Origin of the sequence: Enterococcus sp. DIV0755f (assembly GCF_051713725.1) — a bacterium.
Lineage (GTDB): Bacteria > Bacillota > Bacilli > Lactobacillales > Enterococcaceae > Enterococcus_D > Enterococcus_D casseliflavus.
The window spans coordinates 467638-481285 of the sequence record NZ_JBIOQL010000001.1 but is presented as its reverse complement, the minus strand read 5'-3'; the positions used below and the strand labels follow the sequence as shown (position 1 = coordinate 481285).

At 44.9% G+C, this 13648-nt stretch carries 11 protein-coding genes; 4 read left to right on the top strand and 7 right to left on the bottom strand.

From position 1 onward, the window contains the following. The 3 genes from IGI73_RS02230 to IGI73_RS02220 are packed head-to-tail and all read left to right on the top strand — an operon-like array spanning position 1 to position 2223. Positions 1-636: an ABC transporter permease gene (locus IGI73_RS02230; RefSeq protein WP_016609633.1), complete on the top strand. Its 636-nt coding sequence runs from the start codon at positions 1-3 to the stop codon at positions 634-636. Further along, positions 636-1556, top strand: coding sequence for an osmoprotectant ABC transporter substrate-binding protein (locus tag IGI73_RS02225; RefSeq protein ID WP_428206852.1), 921 nt, complete (start codon positions 636-638; stop codon positions 1554-1556). The genes IGI73_RS02230 and IGI73_RS02225 overlap by 1 nt, the downstream gene beginning before the upstream one ends. Positions 1557-1560: 4 nt before the next feature. Next, a complete protein-coding gene (locus tag IGI73_RS02220) occupies positions 1561-2223 on the top strand; it encodes an ABC transporter permease (RefSeq protein WP_005227316.1) in 663 nt (220 codons plus the stop codon). Positions 2224-2354: 131 nt separating this feature from the next. On the opposite strand, the gene IGI73_RS02215 is transcribed toward IGI73_RS02220, so the two are convergent. From IGI73_RS02215 to IGI73_RS02205, 3 genes are all read right to left on the bottom strand, one after another. Further along, complete coding sequence (locus IGI73_RS02215) at positions 2355-5186, bottom strand: endo-beta-N-acetylglucosaminidase (RefSeq protein ID WP_428206853.1); 2832 nt, start codon at positions 5184-5186, stop codon at positions 2355-2357. A gap of 175 nt (positions 5187-5361) precedes the next feature. After that, a complete protein-coding gene (locus IGI73_RS02210; protein WP_428206854.1) occupies positions 5362-7302 on the bottom strand; it encodes a glycoside hydrolase family 127 protein in 1941 nt (646 codons plus the stop codon). A 50-nt stretch (positions 7303-7352) separates the two neighbouring features. After that, a complete protein-coding gene (locus IGI73_RS02205) occupies positions 7353-8252 on the bottom strand; it encodes an AraC family transcriptional regulator (protein WP_428206855.1) in 900 nt (299 codons plus the stop codon). A 120-nt stretch (positions 8253-8372) separates the two neighbouring features. Between IGI73_RS02205 and IGI73_RS02200 the strand changes: the two genes are divergently transcribed. Further along, positions 8373-9635, top strand: a complete 1263-nt coding sequence (locus IGI73_RS02200) for a glycoside hydrolase family 27 protein (protein ID WP_438759025.1) — start codon at positions 8373-8375, stop codon at positions 9633-9635. 67 nt (positions 9636-9702) lie between these two features. On the opposite strand, the gene IGI73_RS02195 is transcribed toward IGI73_RS02200, so the two are convergent. From IGI73_RS02195 to IGI73_RS02180, 4 genes are read right to left on the bottom strand one after another with little or no spacing between them, the layout of a single operon-like run. After that, positions 9703-10893 (bottom strand): arabinan endo-1,5-alpha-L-arabinosidase, encoded by a 1191-nt coding sequence (locus tag IGI73_RS02195; protein WP_428206858.1) that lies wholly within the window; start codon positions 10891-10893, stop codon positions 9703-9705. Between the two features lie 51 nt (positions 10894-10944). Next, positions 10945-11211 (bottom strand): DUF6171 family protein, encoded by a 267-nt coding sequence (locus tag IGI73_RS02190; RefSeq protein WP_005227303.1) that lies wholly within the window; start codon positions 11209-11211, stop codon positions 10945-10947. Positions 11212-11215: 4 nt separating this feature from the next. Further along, entirely contained in the window at positions 11216-12661 is a 1446-nt protein-coding gene (locus IGI73_RS02185) for an alpha-N-arabinofuranosidase (RefSeq protein ID WP_375819049.1), read from the bottom strand. Then, entirely contained in the window at positions 12662-13645 is a 984-nt protein-coding gene (locus tag IGI73_RS02180; RefSeq protein ID WP_428206859.1) for a glycoside hydrolase family 43 protein, read from the bottom strand. Positions 13646-13648: the final 3 nt, after the last annotated feature.

Sequence of the window (13648 nt, the reverse complement as noted above, 5' to 3'; positions counted from 1 at the left end):
ATGCAAAGCTTCTTTAATGAATATGGCGGCCAATTGGTCACCAAAAGTCTCGAACATTTGTATATCTCTTTTGCGGCTTTGCTCTTAGGGATTCTTGTTGCTGTACCGATCGGTGTGATCTTGACCCGTTTCCCCAAAGCAGCAACGGTCGTGATCGGCATCACCAGTGCGCTGCAAACCGTGCCTTCTTTGGCGCTATTGGCATTGATGATCCCGATTTTAGGTGTCGGAAAAGTCCCTGCTATCGTCGCTCTTTTCATTTATTCCTTGTTGCCGATTTTGCGAAATACCTACATTGGAATGAAAAAAGTCGATTGGAATTACCGCGATGTTGCCAAAGGGATGGGAATGACCAACTTGCAGTCGATCATCAGTGTGGAATTACCCCTAGCGATCCCAACGATCATGGCAGGGATCCGCTTATCGGCCGTGTATGTTTTAGCCTGGGCTACCTTGGCTTCTTACATTGGCGCCGGTGGACTTGGTGATTTGATCTTTAGCGGACTAAACAACTACCAACCGCCTTTGATTTTTGCTGGGACGATTCCAGTGACGATCTTTGCTTTATTAGCTGACTGGTTACTGGGTTTGTTAGAAAACAAACTGACACCAGCTGCCTTAAGGGGGGATGCGTAATGAAAAAAACTTCAAAATTAGCGCTGTTGTTTTCCTTAAGTGTCGCTTTACTGTCCGGCTGTTCTTTTCCCGGTTTAGCCTCGACTTCTGATGAGAATACCGTGGCGATCACAGGTGGGATCACTTCCGAAGCCCAAATTCTTGGCGCGGTGGTTGCCGGTATGGTCGAACACTATACGGATAAAAACACAACCGTCATTAACAACTTAGCAACAACGACCATCAATCACCAAGCAATGATGAATGGCGATGCGTCGATCTCAGCTGCTCGCTACACAGGAACTGACTTGACCACGACGTTAGGATTGGAGCCAGAATCTGATCCGCAAGCCGCCTTTGACAAAGTCAAATCAGAATTTGAGCAACGGTACCAACAGACTTGGTTCCCTTCTTACGGCTTTGATAACACGTATGTCTTTCTTGTCAGGAAAGACACTGCCGAAGAATACGGATTGGAAAAAGTCAGTGACTTGAAAGATGTCGCAGATCAATTGGTTGCAGGGGTCGATACCGCGTGGATCACACGGGTCGGCGATGGGTACGATGGCTTCCAGAAAGCCTATGGGTTCTCTTTCCAAAATATCCTACCGATGCAGATCGGTCTCGTCTATGATGCTGTTGATAACGGAAAAATGGATATCGTTTTAGGGTACTCAACCGACGGCCGGATCGGCAGTTACGATCTCGTGATGCTAGAAGATGATCTAAACTTCTTCCCGCCTTATGATGCCGCACCGATCGTCGATGACAAATTGTTGAAAGAAACACCTGAAATCGGCGATGCCCTGAACAAATTAGCAGGCAAAATCGATACCGAAAAAATGCAAGAATTGAATTACAAAGTGGATAATGACCTTCTAGAACCAACGGTAGTTGCCGAACGTTTCTTAGAAGAAAATAATTACTTCGAAGGAGAGTGACGAAATGGCAGACATGAATTTATTCCAACAATTTCTTTTCTATTTTCAAGAAAATGGCGGCTATGTTTTTGCCCAGTTCATTCGTCACTTCTTGATTTCAATCTACGGGGTACTTTTTGCCTCGATCGTCGGGATTCCAATCGGGATCTTGATTTCTAAAAAAATGCGTTTGGCAGATTGGGTGATTCGTTTCGCCAATATCATCCAGACGATTCCATCTTTAGCGATGATCTCGATTTTAATGATCGGCATGGGCTTAGGTGTGAATGTCGTGATTTTAACGATTTTCCTTTATTCTTTGTTACCGATCATCAAAAATACCTATACCGGCATGCGCCAAGTCGACCGCAATACGTTAGATGTCGGCAAAGGGATGGGGATGACTAGCTGGCAGCGATTGTATATGATCGAATTGCCATTGTCTGTTTCGGTGATCATGGCAGGGATTCGAAACGCCTTAGTCGTGGCGATCGGTATCACCGCTATTGGCGCTTTCGTTGGTGCTGGTGGACTGGGGGACATCATCATCCGCGGAACCAATGCGACAGATGGTGCATCGATCATCTTAGCCGGTGCTTTACCAACTGCCTTGATGGCGATCATTACGGATCTTGGGCTAAGCTTTATTGAACGCCGCTTAGATCCCGCCAGCCGTACGTCACGCTAAACTTATTGGGAAAAAGCAAAAGCCGTTGTGACCAATAAATGGTCACAACGGCTTTTTTGGTTCGGTCATTTTTCAGAAAAGTATCTCTTCAGACGCTTCCCTTCTTAGGGTTAACGCCCTGCTCTTTTTTGCTATTTATCCATTCCGTATACTTCGACTTCATAGATTCGGGCTGCTGAGTCTGCTCCTTGTGTTGGTTTATCGATACTGATTTTTACATATTGCACCTTCTGGACGGCAAACGTATTGGTGCTATTGCCGGCTTCATTTTTCAACGTTCGTGAAACTGGCTCATAGTCTTTGCCATCTTCACTGACGAGCACCGTATACGCCCGCGTATTCATGTCTGGGCCTTCTCCACCAGCTTCCGCATGGGCGAGGCGTACTTCACTGACCGTTTGCGGTCGACCGAGATCGATCATCAACTCATGAGGCGCATTGCCTGTCGCACACCACTTCGTACTCAAATCACCATCGAGGGCAAAAGCTGGTGCTTCGGCATCATTGACAAACGATGAAGCAGTTGCTTCGGCATCTTTTGAAAGCAGCAGCAACTCTTTTGGCGCATCAGCAGAAATCGTGATCAATCCCGCCATTTCCAGAGGGGTCTCTCCTGCTTCGTTTTTGGCAACAAGCGTGACTTTGTAGGTACCTGGTTCCGAATAGGTCACTTGGGGATTTTCTTCTGTACTGCTGGTGATATCGCCGCCTTCAAACGTCCATTCAAATGCTTCGGCATTCGCAGATGAGGTATTCGTGAAGGTGATCGTTTCCCCCGGTGCCGCTAAGGTTTTAGAGGCTGTAAAGGCTGCTTTTGGCAGCTGATTGTTCGGCCAAGTGATCTCCACCGTATCGGATAGCTTGCCGCGATTGCCATAGCGATCCACTGCCACCACCGCGAACTTGGTTTTCGTCCCTTTTGGTCGTTCAACGGCATTCAAATAGTGGTTGGTTGCTGGCGTAGCTGCTAAGAAAGAGCGTGAGCCGTCATCGTTCAATTGGTAGACCTCATAAACCGCAGCTGTCTTGTCCTTGGCAGCTTCCCACGTTAAACGGACCCCCGCATAGTTGCCCTCTTCTTCATCAAAGAGCACATCCTCAACCGTCAATGCTTCGGCAGCGAATTTCTCCGCTTTCTGATCTCCGATCGTTAATTGCCCTAGATTCAACTCATAGACATCACTGGTTTCTTTCGTGGTTATGTCATAACCGATCGCTGTCACTTCCCCTTTGATGTCTTTCAATGAGTAAGTGATCGTCGTCCAGTCTGTTGCGACCTCTTTGTCTCCTTTGATCGTTTGTGTTGAACCATCAGCTAAAGTCACGACCAAATCAAGAGCTGTCGGTACCGTTGCTTTGACAGTCGTCGTCAACTTCGTCTTTTTCGTCACAGGAAATGCTGTCTGATACAATGCCATGTGACTGGTACTGCCTTTTGTCATCTGTCCACGTAGTTTCAGTGCATTTCCACCATTATAGGCATCCGCATAATTGATTGATACAGCCAAATCATTGTCTTTTCCATGATCAAAGACCCAACGATAGGTCGGCAAAACAGCTTGCAAGCTTCGGTTGTTCCAATTGCGGCTGGACACTTTTTCTCCCTCGATAAAATAGTTGTAGCCATTCCCCAGACTAAAATTCGTCACAAAAGGCAGCTCTGTGATAGCGGTCTGTTCCAGGGCATAGGTGGAGATCCCAGGCCACTCTGTCGCTTCTGGCAGCTGGCTTTCCCGAGGATCGCCCGTGTTATTGACCCAAAAAGCATTCTCTTTGCTTTGGAAATCATCCGGCGTACTAGCAGAAGAATAGGTCCAGCTAGGCACATACAGGCCCAATGAGGTATAAGGAACGCCTCTTTCATCCGTAAACAGATCCCAGCGCACAGGCGTTGAATAGCCATTTTCTTGTACATCGATCCCAGCAAAAAGATCGTAAGGATCGACACCGATTTCACGGGCTTTTTCATTGGAGGCCTTCAACAGCTCTTTGTCCGCCAGTTTGTCAGTGGTCCACCAGAAATTCAAGAACATACTATCTGCCAATGGGTTCATCTCTGCATCCACCAAATAAGCTTTGTTCTTATCCGTCAAAGCGTTTTGCCAATCCATTTTCCCATCACTCGTCATGGAATCATACCACATGATCTCTAAATGCTCGTCGGCTTGTTCTTTGAATTGGGCGATCAATTCTTGCATCGCTTTGGCGTGGCTTTCATTTAGTCCTTTACCATCAGCCCCCGATTGTTCGACACCTTCCGCTGCATCATCAAAACTAGTGACCGCCGTATCGGTTTCTTGATTGATGAACCAGCCATCAAAGCCATACGTATTGGCAACTTCGATCATCTTTTCTACGATCGGAAAATTGCCATCCTCATCCTTAGCTAAAAACGTATCTAGCCATTCCAGTTTCCCACCATGGGCAGTTTGCGGAAAGAAGATCGTTCCTAAAACCGGCACGCCATTCCTATGAGCAGCATCTGTCACATCAGGACTTGGTGGTACGATGATCCCTTCGCCAGAAGAGCCGCCCCAATAAACCAATTGATCAATGTATTGCCAATAAGAAAAGACATTGGCATCAAAGGTATTGATCCCTCGTGGTGCATTGCCGCTCGTACTGCTATTCATGATCGAAAGCGCCACGACTTTGGTTTCTGCCGTTTGCGTGTCATTCATCTTCGGCAACGTCTCTTTAGCTGCCCGCTGCGCTAATGGAACAACGCTAGTATTGTATTTCGCATCTGGATCTTTTTCAAAAGACCATGCCAACAAATCCTCTGGGAACCAATAAGACGACTCCGGTTGATTGTCCATCGCTTTTTCCAACGTACTTTTGGCTGTTTCTTGGTAAACGACTTTTCCAGTTGTCTTCGCCTCACTTTGGGTGCAGCCACCGATTGCCGTTGCCGCTGCCAATACCAACAAAGATACGCCAACTTTACTGATTTTCCTTGTCACACTTCTTCCTCCTTGTTTTACATAAACCCGCCAACATTCCTACACTAAAACGATAACGCTTTCAAAGACCGGAATATAGGAACAAATTAAAGAAATCATGCAACAAATCCAAGAAGGTTGAGTTTAGAAAAAAAAGAGCCTCCTTTTTGGGAAGCTCTTTGGCCCTGCTTACTTCTTACTTCTTTCCAACGAGCGGCAGCCAAACGCGCATTTCGCCTATACCCCGATTGCCCCATAAATGGTATGGAATCAGTTGCCACGTACGAGGTATGACCGTTTCCGCTCGTTCTTCGTAAAGGGTTGTTCCCGACCATTCTTCGCTTTGGTAGCCTTTGATCGCCAAGCGTAAAGTAGTTGGCAACAACGTATCCTCTTTCGAAAAGGTCGCCTCCAGCGCCTGTGGGTCGATGCGGCAACGCCAGAGTGCTTGACCATTGTCGGCTTCTTCTATGCAATACACGAAGGGGCCACGTTGCAATGCGACTTGATTGATAGCTTGAATAACCTGAGGATTCGCACGCAAGATTTGCAATGGTTGTTCAAAACGGATATTGGCCGTCACGTTTTCGACTGCCTCAAAGATGATTGCCTCGTTCGTCTCCTGCCATTCGTGTTCACTATCGATTTGAAACTTACTTAGTCCGTTAGGTTTGTGGATGATGAGCGTCTTTGGAATGCCTTGATAGCGAATCGTGAGGTCCTCTGTAAAAGGAAACCCGCCCGTTTGTTCAAACGTAAATTGATCAGGTTCTTCTAAACGGCTTGCCACAAATAAATTCACGTAAAGCTTTTCCTGATCGCAAGTGTAAACCAAGCGCTGCAGCGAAGCGACCATCCGCGCAAAATTCGGCGGACAACACGCACAACCGAGCCAATCAGGTCGTTGGGCTTTGACGTGACCTTTGCCAGGATTTTCTTGATCTCGTTGGGGATTGACCTCCAAAGGATTCACGTAGAAAAAGTGTTTGCCGTCAATTGCCGCACCAGAAAGGACGCTATTATACAACGCTCGTTCCATCGTCGCTAAATATTTTGGTTCATTGGTTAGTTTGAACAGCTCAAAAGAAAATTGGACCAATGCAATAGCTGCACAGGTTTCACAATACATCGTATCATTTGGCAAATCATAGGGACCGACAAAGGCTTCCCCGTGAACGGTTGAGCCGACGCCACCGGTCACATACATTTTCTTACAGGCGATGTCTTCCCAGATCGCTTCGCAAGCGTCGCTTAATGCTTGATCTTGGGTATGCTGGGCGACTTTTGCCATCCCGCTTGCCATATACAGCATTCGTACCGCATGCCCTTTGGCTTCATGCTGCTTTTTAGGTTGATCGTAGGCTTGTAAATAGGTGAGGTCTACCCTTGGCGTTTCATCTGATAAGCCATCCGCTTGGTTTTTCAAGATTTCTTTTTCGTAAAAGGCAGGATCTTCCCCACGTACTTCAAGAAAGAAATCAGCTAATGTCAAATAGGTTTGTTTACCGGTGTATTCATACAAACGCACCAGAGCCAATTCGATCTCTTGATGGCCATCAGCACCTTGAATTTTTCCAGGCTCCCGCCCAAAATACGTGCAAATATTGGCGATATTTTTCTCTGCCACGGTCAGTAATTTATCCTTGCCTGTTGCTTGATCATAAGCGATAGCCGCTTCGACTAGATGCCCGGCACAATAAAGTTCATGACTGAAATACAGCTGACGGTATTTTAACTTCGGTCGGGTCAATTGAAAGAAGGTATTTAAGTAGCCGTCCGCTTCTTGCGCAGCAGCAACTAAGTCAATCACTTCATCTACTGTCTTTTCCAATTGCGGATCGCTAGTATTCAACAAGCTATACCCAGCCGACTCGATCCATTTGTAGACATCACTATCTTGGAAAAACCAGCCAAAATGTTCCCCTTCCATTTGCCCTGCAGCGATGCGAAAATTCGCCAATGCATGGCTTTTCCCAGCTGGCAAATTGGGATCTTCCCGTTCTGCTTGAACATCTACATCGATTTCATCATTTAGGACTTGGTATTGGTAAGGAATCGTTTCTTTGCGAACAAGCTCTTGGTATCCTTGCCAAAACTCGTCCGTGAGCTGGATCTTGTTTAATGCGAATTCTTTCATTTCGTTCTCCTGTTCTTTTATTTTTTTATGTTTGATCATTCGTTTCATATTTACTTCATTAATAAAAAGGCCGGATCATCTCCTGTGATATGTTGCCCTGCCTCCTCTTTGATCGTTTGCTTATATAAGAGCTGGTAGGCTTTAGGACTCATGCCTTTTTTCTGTTTAAAGGTATTGGTAAAGTGCTGCCTACTGTTGAATCCTGCTTGAGCGGCAATTTCGACGATTGGCAGCTGACTATTGCTTAGTAAAAATGCTGCCTGCTTCAGACGCTCACTGGTGAGAAAATGGTTGACCGTCACTCCCAGTTGCTCATGAAAGAGTTTATGCAAGTAGGCTTTCGTAATCCCCACAGCCGCTGCGATTTGGGAGACTTGAATATCTTCATCAAAATGCTGTTGAATATAGTTGACCGCAGCGTTCACATAGCAATTGCCCCGTTTGGTTTCTTTCTTACGTAATGAAAAGGCTAATTCCATCAACATCCGCTTAAACAAGAGCTCGATCGTAAATTGCCGTTCAGCAGACGGTTGCTCTTGAGTATCATCGATCATTAGCAGCTGCAGCAATGACTTGATCGCTTGTCCAAATTGGCGGACATCGCGACTTTTCGCGTAAGGCTCATTCAATTGTACATTTCCTTTGATGTATGCAAAAACATCACGAACACAATGGCCGGACGGTGTCTCACTCAGAAGAAATTCAATATTCAGTAAGGTGCAGGAATCTCCTTCAACGAGTAAGGCGTGTTCCACAAACGCGTTTATGAAAACGAAATCATTTCTTTCCAGAACAATTACTTGATCTTGCACCTTTATCTTACACTTCCCTTTGGTCACAAACATGATCTCACACGCTGGGTGTTGATGTGGATCCATGGAAAAACGCTCAAGGGCAACACTATAGTATGCTGTAATCTTCGCATAGTTTGTTTCTTGTGGAAACACCATTGATCAACTCCTTTTTCATTAGTTGACGATTTCTTTCTTTTTTATTTCTAGTAGACAAAACTTTCCCTCTCTTTTTTATTGCTTACTATACTATAAGAAAAACGTACTAGGAGGAAATCAATGTCTTTTTTACATTTTGCACAAACACCCCCAATGGGATGGAATTCTTGGGACTGCTATGGCGCTTCTGTAACCGAAGCAGAAGTGATCGCCCATGCAGATTTTATGGCAGAGCATTTGAAAGCTTATGGTTGGGAGTACGTCGTCGTGGATATTCAATGGAGCGAACCAGAAGCAAAGTCTACAAGGTACAATGATTTTTATCCGTTGTGTATGGACGACTATTCTCGCTTGATTCCTGCTGAGAACCGTTTCCCTTCAGCAAAAGATGGCGCTGGTTTCAAAAAACTTGGTGACTATCTGCATCAAAAAGGGCTGAAGTTTGGTATCCATATCATGCGCGGCATTCCACGACAAGCAGTTCATCAAAATACGCCGATCAAAGGAACAGATAAACGGGCACGGGACATTGCTATGAATTCAATCTGCCCTTGGAATTCCGATATGTATGGGGTCGATGTTTCATTGCCTGAAGGACAGCTTTATTATGATTCTTTGCTCGAATTATATGCTTCTTGGGGTGTTGACTTTATAAAGGTGGATGATATCGGCGATTCGAAAATTTACGGTGATGCCCATAAAGCAGAAATCAAAGCGATTCGCCGTGCGATCGATCGATCGGGTCGAGAGATCGTCCTTTCTTTGTCTCCCGGACCAGCTGCCCTCAAAAATGGTAGTTTCTTTCAAAATCATGCCAATATGTGGCGCTTGACGGATGACTTTTGGGATCATTGGGACGCCCTTTACGCCATGTTTGACCGAGCAGCAGAGTGGGCACCTTTCGTCCGTCCAGGTAACTGGCCTGACTGTGATATGCTGCCGTTGGGTCATATCGGCATTCGGGCAGTTGATGGTGGCGGTGGTGATAGCTGGACACGTTTTACGGAAGACGAGCAATACTTATTGATGAGTTTATGGACGATCTTCCAATCTCCATTGATGTTCGGTGGTACTTTACCAGACATCGATCCCTTTACGTTACGTTTATTGACGAATACTGAAGTCTTAGAAATATATCGAAGAATCCATACGAAAAAAGAGTTCTATCGTGATCAAGAGTGGATCATTTGGGAGGCGTTGAGCGACACAGCCGTCTACTATGCCATTTTCAATGTTTCTGATCAAACGCAAACCATCCCAAAATCGATCGCTGCTTTCCTACCAATTAAAAGCGGCACTGAGTTATGGCAACAAAAAGAACAAACAATTGCCGATGCTGAGGTTCCTACTCATGGTGTCAGATTATTAAAAGGCAGTATTTAGTAAAAAGGGCAGCAGCATACGTTTATAATCAGCACAATGTAACCTACTCATTGTGCTGATTATTTTTTTATTCTTCGTACACTTTTCGACCAAGAAACGCAACGCCTTGATCATTGATTCCAGAGAAAAACAACCTTTCTTTTTGGTCGATGTACTCATAATATGGGACAAATTCGTTTTCTCCCCACAAGTAACTTCGTCCTTCTTTTTTTAATGCTGTTATTTCTTGCAGTTGAGAAGATATAACTTGAGATTCATGATCAAATTGGATGATTTCCCACTTCCCTAACAGAGTTTCCTGCTCTGGCATTCGTGAAACACTTCCTTGATAGATTGAAGCAGAGATTACTGGCCAGCCTGATTCCAGCCAATAGAGTTTACGTATTTGTAAATGGAATTGGTCACTGAATGGTTTTCTCCGTGCATGATGCACAACGAAGCTTTCTTTATTGGATTGCGTAAAGATCGAGTTATGACCAGGAGCGTATACAACTGGTTCTTCTGAGAACTGATAACTGCCTAACAGTTTAGTCCCTACTTCGGTTGGCGTCTTTTCTTGATCCGTCATGGCCGTACCATGCCAGTCCAGATATGGCCCTGTAATTTCTTTTGCTCGGGCGACACGGATGTTATACGAATCGTTAAGGGAGTCGAAAGAAACAAACAAATAATAATAATCGGTTTCAGGATGATAATAGATAAATGGGCCTTCAATAGCAGTATCAACTGTTTTCGGACGAAAAGCAATCCGTTGGCCATAACTCTTTTCTTGAAGTTTTCCAGTTTCTTTGTTCAATGGAGCAATATAGATTCCGCCAAAAAAAGAACCATAGACAAACCACTGCTCACCCGAGCGGTCAAAAACAATATTGGCATCGATCGCGTTATGCTGTGCAAGAGTTGCATTGGTTTTAACAACCTCTCCTTGATCTTCCCAAGGGCCCAAAGGATCTGATGCTGTAGCTAAGCCGATAAAAGAAGTGGTACTGCCGAATGTCGAAGCAGAATAATACATACGGAATTCGTCCTTGTAGCGGATAACTTCCGGTGCCCATAGTCCTTGAGCTTTGCTCCATTTTACTGCTGGTTCAGGCATTTCTGACAATGCCTGTTTCTCAAATTGCCAATGGATCAAATCTTTTGAACGACGAATTGGTACACCAGCCGTTTTGGGCTGTTGTGTGTCTGTTGAATATAAATAAAAGGTACCTTCATGTTCAATAATCGTAGGATCATGAACCCCATTGATCGCTGTCATGTCTTCCCTCATCTCCTAATTGATTTATTCTATTTTATAAAAACAGGACAGCTACTTGACGAGCTGTCCTGTTTGTTCCCACATTCCTGCAGGACAGTTTTTCTTAGCTAAATTTGCGCGAAACCGATAAAAGCAGCCGCATTTGGTACAGGTATGATTCAATCGCAATGGACAAGTCTCACAAACAGCGATTCTCCTACTGACGATCTCCGGCGAAGCCAAGTCGCTTTCTAAAGAAAGTTGTTCTGCAATCAAGGATTCAATGTCTTCCTGTGCTGCTGCAGCAGCATCTTTCACTTCGCATCCTTTACAAGTCATGGGATCAGACTGTCAATGAGATCGTTAGAACACTCATTGCTGGCACCCGCAAGCTGACTTTGTTCTCTTCAACATCGTAAGCGGTGAAGTCTTGGATCACCACATCTTCAGGATGATCAAAATCATTGTGTGCGTTCATTTTGTCCCCCACGATATAACGAGCTTCTTTCACTTCATTGATCGCTGTTTCCAGGGAGAAGGTTAATTCTTCCGTGCCTTGGGTAGCAAAATTACAAACCGATAGATGGATCGCATCCTCTTTTTTCGAAATCGTATACGTAATGGTATCACTGCTAGTTCCATGGCTATCAATGGTTTCAGCATCTTGATGGACTTTGTACAAATCAAAGACATGATAGCTTGGGGTTTTCACCATTTGTTCGCCATCTGTCAAAATCATCGCCTGCAGGACGTTGACGGTTTGTGCGATATTTGCCATATGCACTCGCTTGGCATGTTTATGGAAAATATTCAAGGTGATCGCTGCGACCATGGCATCACGAATCGTATTTTGTTGGTATAAGAAGCCTGGATTCGTCCCAGGTTCTGCTGAGAACCAAGTGCCCCATTCATCAACAATGATTCCCACACGCTGTTCTGGGTCATACTGGTCCATGATCGCGCTGTGGCGGGTCAATAATTCATCCATGTAGGCTGCTTTTTCACAGGTCACTTGCCACTCTGCCTCATCAAATTCCAAGGCGCTCCCTTTTTCTTCCCAGCCCTGCGGATGAACGTAGTAGTGCAAGCTTAGGCCGTCCATCAACCAATGGGCGTTTTTCATCAGCGTTTCTGTCCAATGATAGTCTGCGACATTCGCTCCGCCAGCAACTTTGTAGATTTTTTTGTCACCGTATTGGCGGACATAGGTTTGATAGCGGCGATACAGATCCGCATAGTACTCTGGCCGCATATTGCCGCCGCAGCCCCAGTTTTCGTTTCCTACGCCAAAGAATTTCATTTCCCACGCATCTTCATGGCCATTTTCTCTGCGAAGATCAGCCATCGGAGAAATGCCATCCATCGTGATGTATTCCACCCATTCCGACATTTCTTGCACCGTTCCACTGCCGACATTGCCGTTGACATACGCGTCACATTCCAGCTGCTTGATCAATTCAAAAAATTCATGGGTCCCGAAATGATTGTTTTCAGTCACGCCGCCCCAGTGAGTGTTGACCATCGTTTTGCGGTTTTCTTTAGGACCAATCCCGTCTTTCCAATGGTATTCATCGGCGAAGCAGCCGCCTGGCCAACGCAGCACAGGGATTTGAATGTTTTTCAGTGCTTCAACCACATCGATCCGCATCCCATTTTTATTTGGGATCTGCGAATCTTCTCCAACGTATAATCCTTCATAGATACAACGGCCTAGATGCTCTGCAAAATGACCGTAGATATATTTACTGATCGTTGTTCCTGATTTTGTGTTTTGAATGTTGATCGTCAATCAGTTCACCTTCATCTCTAATTTATTGTTTGCGACCGGCTCGCCAAAAACTGGGAATCCTTTTTCATCCCAAGTGAATGGTTGTGCAACTGCATGTCGATTCGGGTTTGCCAGAGGATCGCCTGCCTGATTTTTTTCTGGTCTTGCATGATAAACTAAAATGTCCTCACCATCTGCCCCTTTTGTAAAAGAGTTATGCCCGGGTCCATATTGAGAATTCCGTTCTGACGTTTGAAAGACTGGCTCTTGGGATTTGTGCCAAGAAAATCCATTCAATAAATCACTATTTTCGTCTGTCCACAATAATCCCATAGCGTAATTTTCATCTGTAGCACTGCCAGAATAAGTGATAAAAATCTTACCATTTCGCTTAAGCACGGCTGGTCCCTCATTCACCATGAAACCAATCTGTTCCCAAGGGTATTCAGGGATCGATAGTAAAAGCTGCTTCCCTTTTAGTGTCCATGGATTTTCCATTTCTGATAGATAAAGATTAGAGTTTCCTGGAATTCTTGGATCTTGTTGCGCCCAAACATAATAAAGTTTCTCCTGATGTTCAAACACCGTTGCATCCAAACTAAAACTTTCAAATTGCGTGATGACCTGTCCTTTTTCTTCCCATTCCCCTTCAAAAGGGTCACTTGCATTATTTTCGATCACGAACATTCGATGATGATGATTTTCATTTCTAATCTCTTCATTATCACTCGCGGCAAAATAGATATACCACTTATCAGCGATAAAATGAATTTCTGGCGCCCAAATCAATTCACTCATTGGTCCCGACTCATGTGCCTGCCATACTGTCTTTCTTTCCGCATCTTCCAGTTCATTGAGGCTTTTCGCTCGTCTAAGTTCAATCGACTGATACCCAGGAACTGAACCTGTAAAATAATAGTAACCATCGGAATGTAAATATACCCAAGGGTCTGCTCGTTCGTACACAATTGGATTTTGTATTGTCTCTGCATTTGCTTTTTCCATACC

What these genes read in the sequence shown, in the direction of transcription:
- IGI73_RS02210 (WP_428206854.1), bottom strand. Translation starts at nt 7,302, where the DNA reads ATGAAAGAATTCGCATTAAACAAGATCCAGCTCACGGACGAGTTTTGG.
- IGI73_RS02180 (WP_428206859.1), bottom strand. Translation starts at nt 13,645, where the DNA reads ATGGAAAAAGCAAATGCAGAGACAATACAAAATCCAATTGTGTACGAA.
- IGI73_RS02220 (WP_005227316.1), top strand. Translation starts at nt 1,561, where the DNA reads ATGGCAGACATGAATTTATTCCAACAATTTCTTTTCTATTTTCAAGAA.
- IGI73_RS02195 (WP_428206858.1), bottom strand. Translation starts at nt 10,893, where the DNA reads ATGACAGCGATCAATGGGGTTCATGATCCTACGATTATTGAACATGAA.
- IGI73_RS02205 (WP_428206855.1), bottom strand. Translation starts at nt 8,252, where the DNA reads ATGGTGTTTCCACAAGAAACAAACTATGCGAAGATTACAGCATACTAT.
- IGI73_RS02225 (WP_428206852.1), top strand. Translation starts at nt 636, where the DNA reads ATGAAAAAAACTTCAAAATTAGCGCTGTTGTTTTCCTTAAGTGTCGCT.
- IGI73_RS02190 (WP_005227303.1), bottom strand. Translation starts at nt 11,211, where the DNA reads ATGACTTGTAAAGGATGCGAAGTGAAAGATGCTGCTGCAGCAGCACAG.
- IGI73_RS02200 (WP_438759025.1), top strand. Translation starts at nt 8,373, where the DNA reads ATGTCTTTTTTACATTTTGCACAAACACCCCCAATGGGATGGAATTCT.
- IGI73_RS02230 (WP_016609633.1), top strand. Translation starts at nt 1, where the DNA reads ATGCAAAGCTTCTTTAATGAATATGGCGGCCAATTGGTCACCAAAAGT.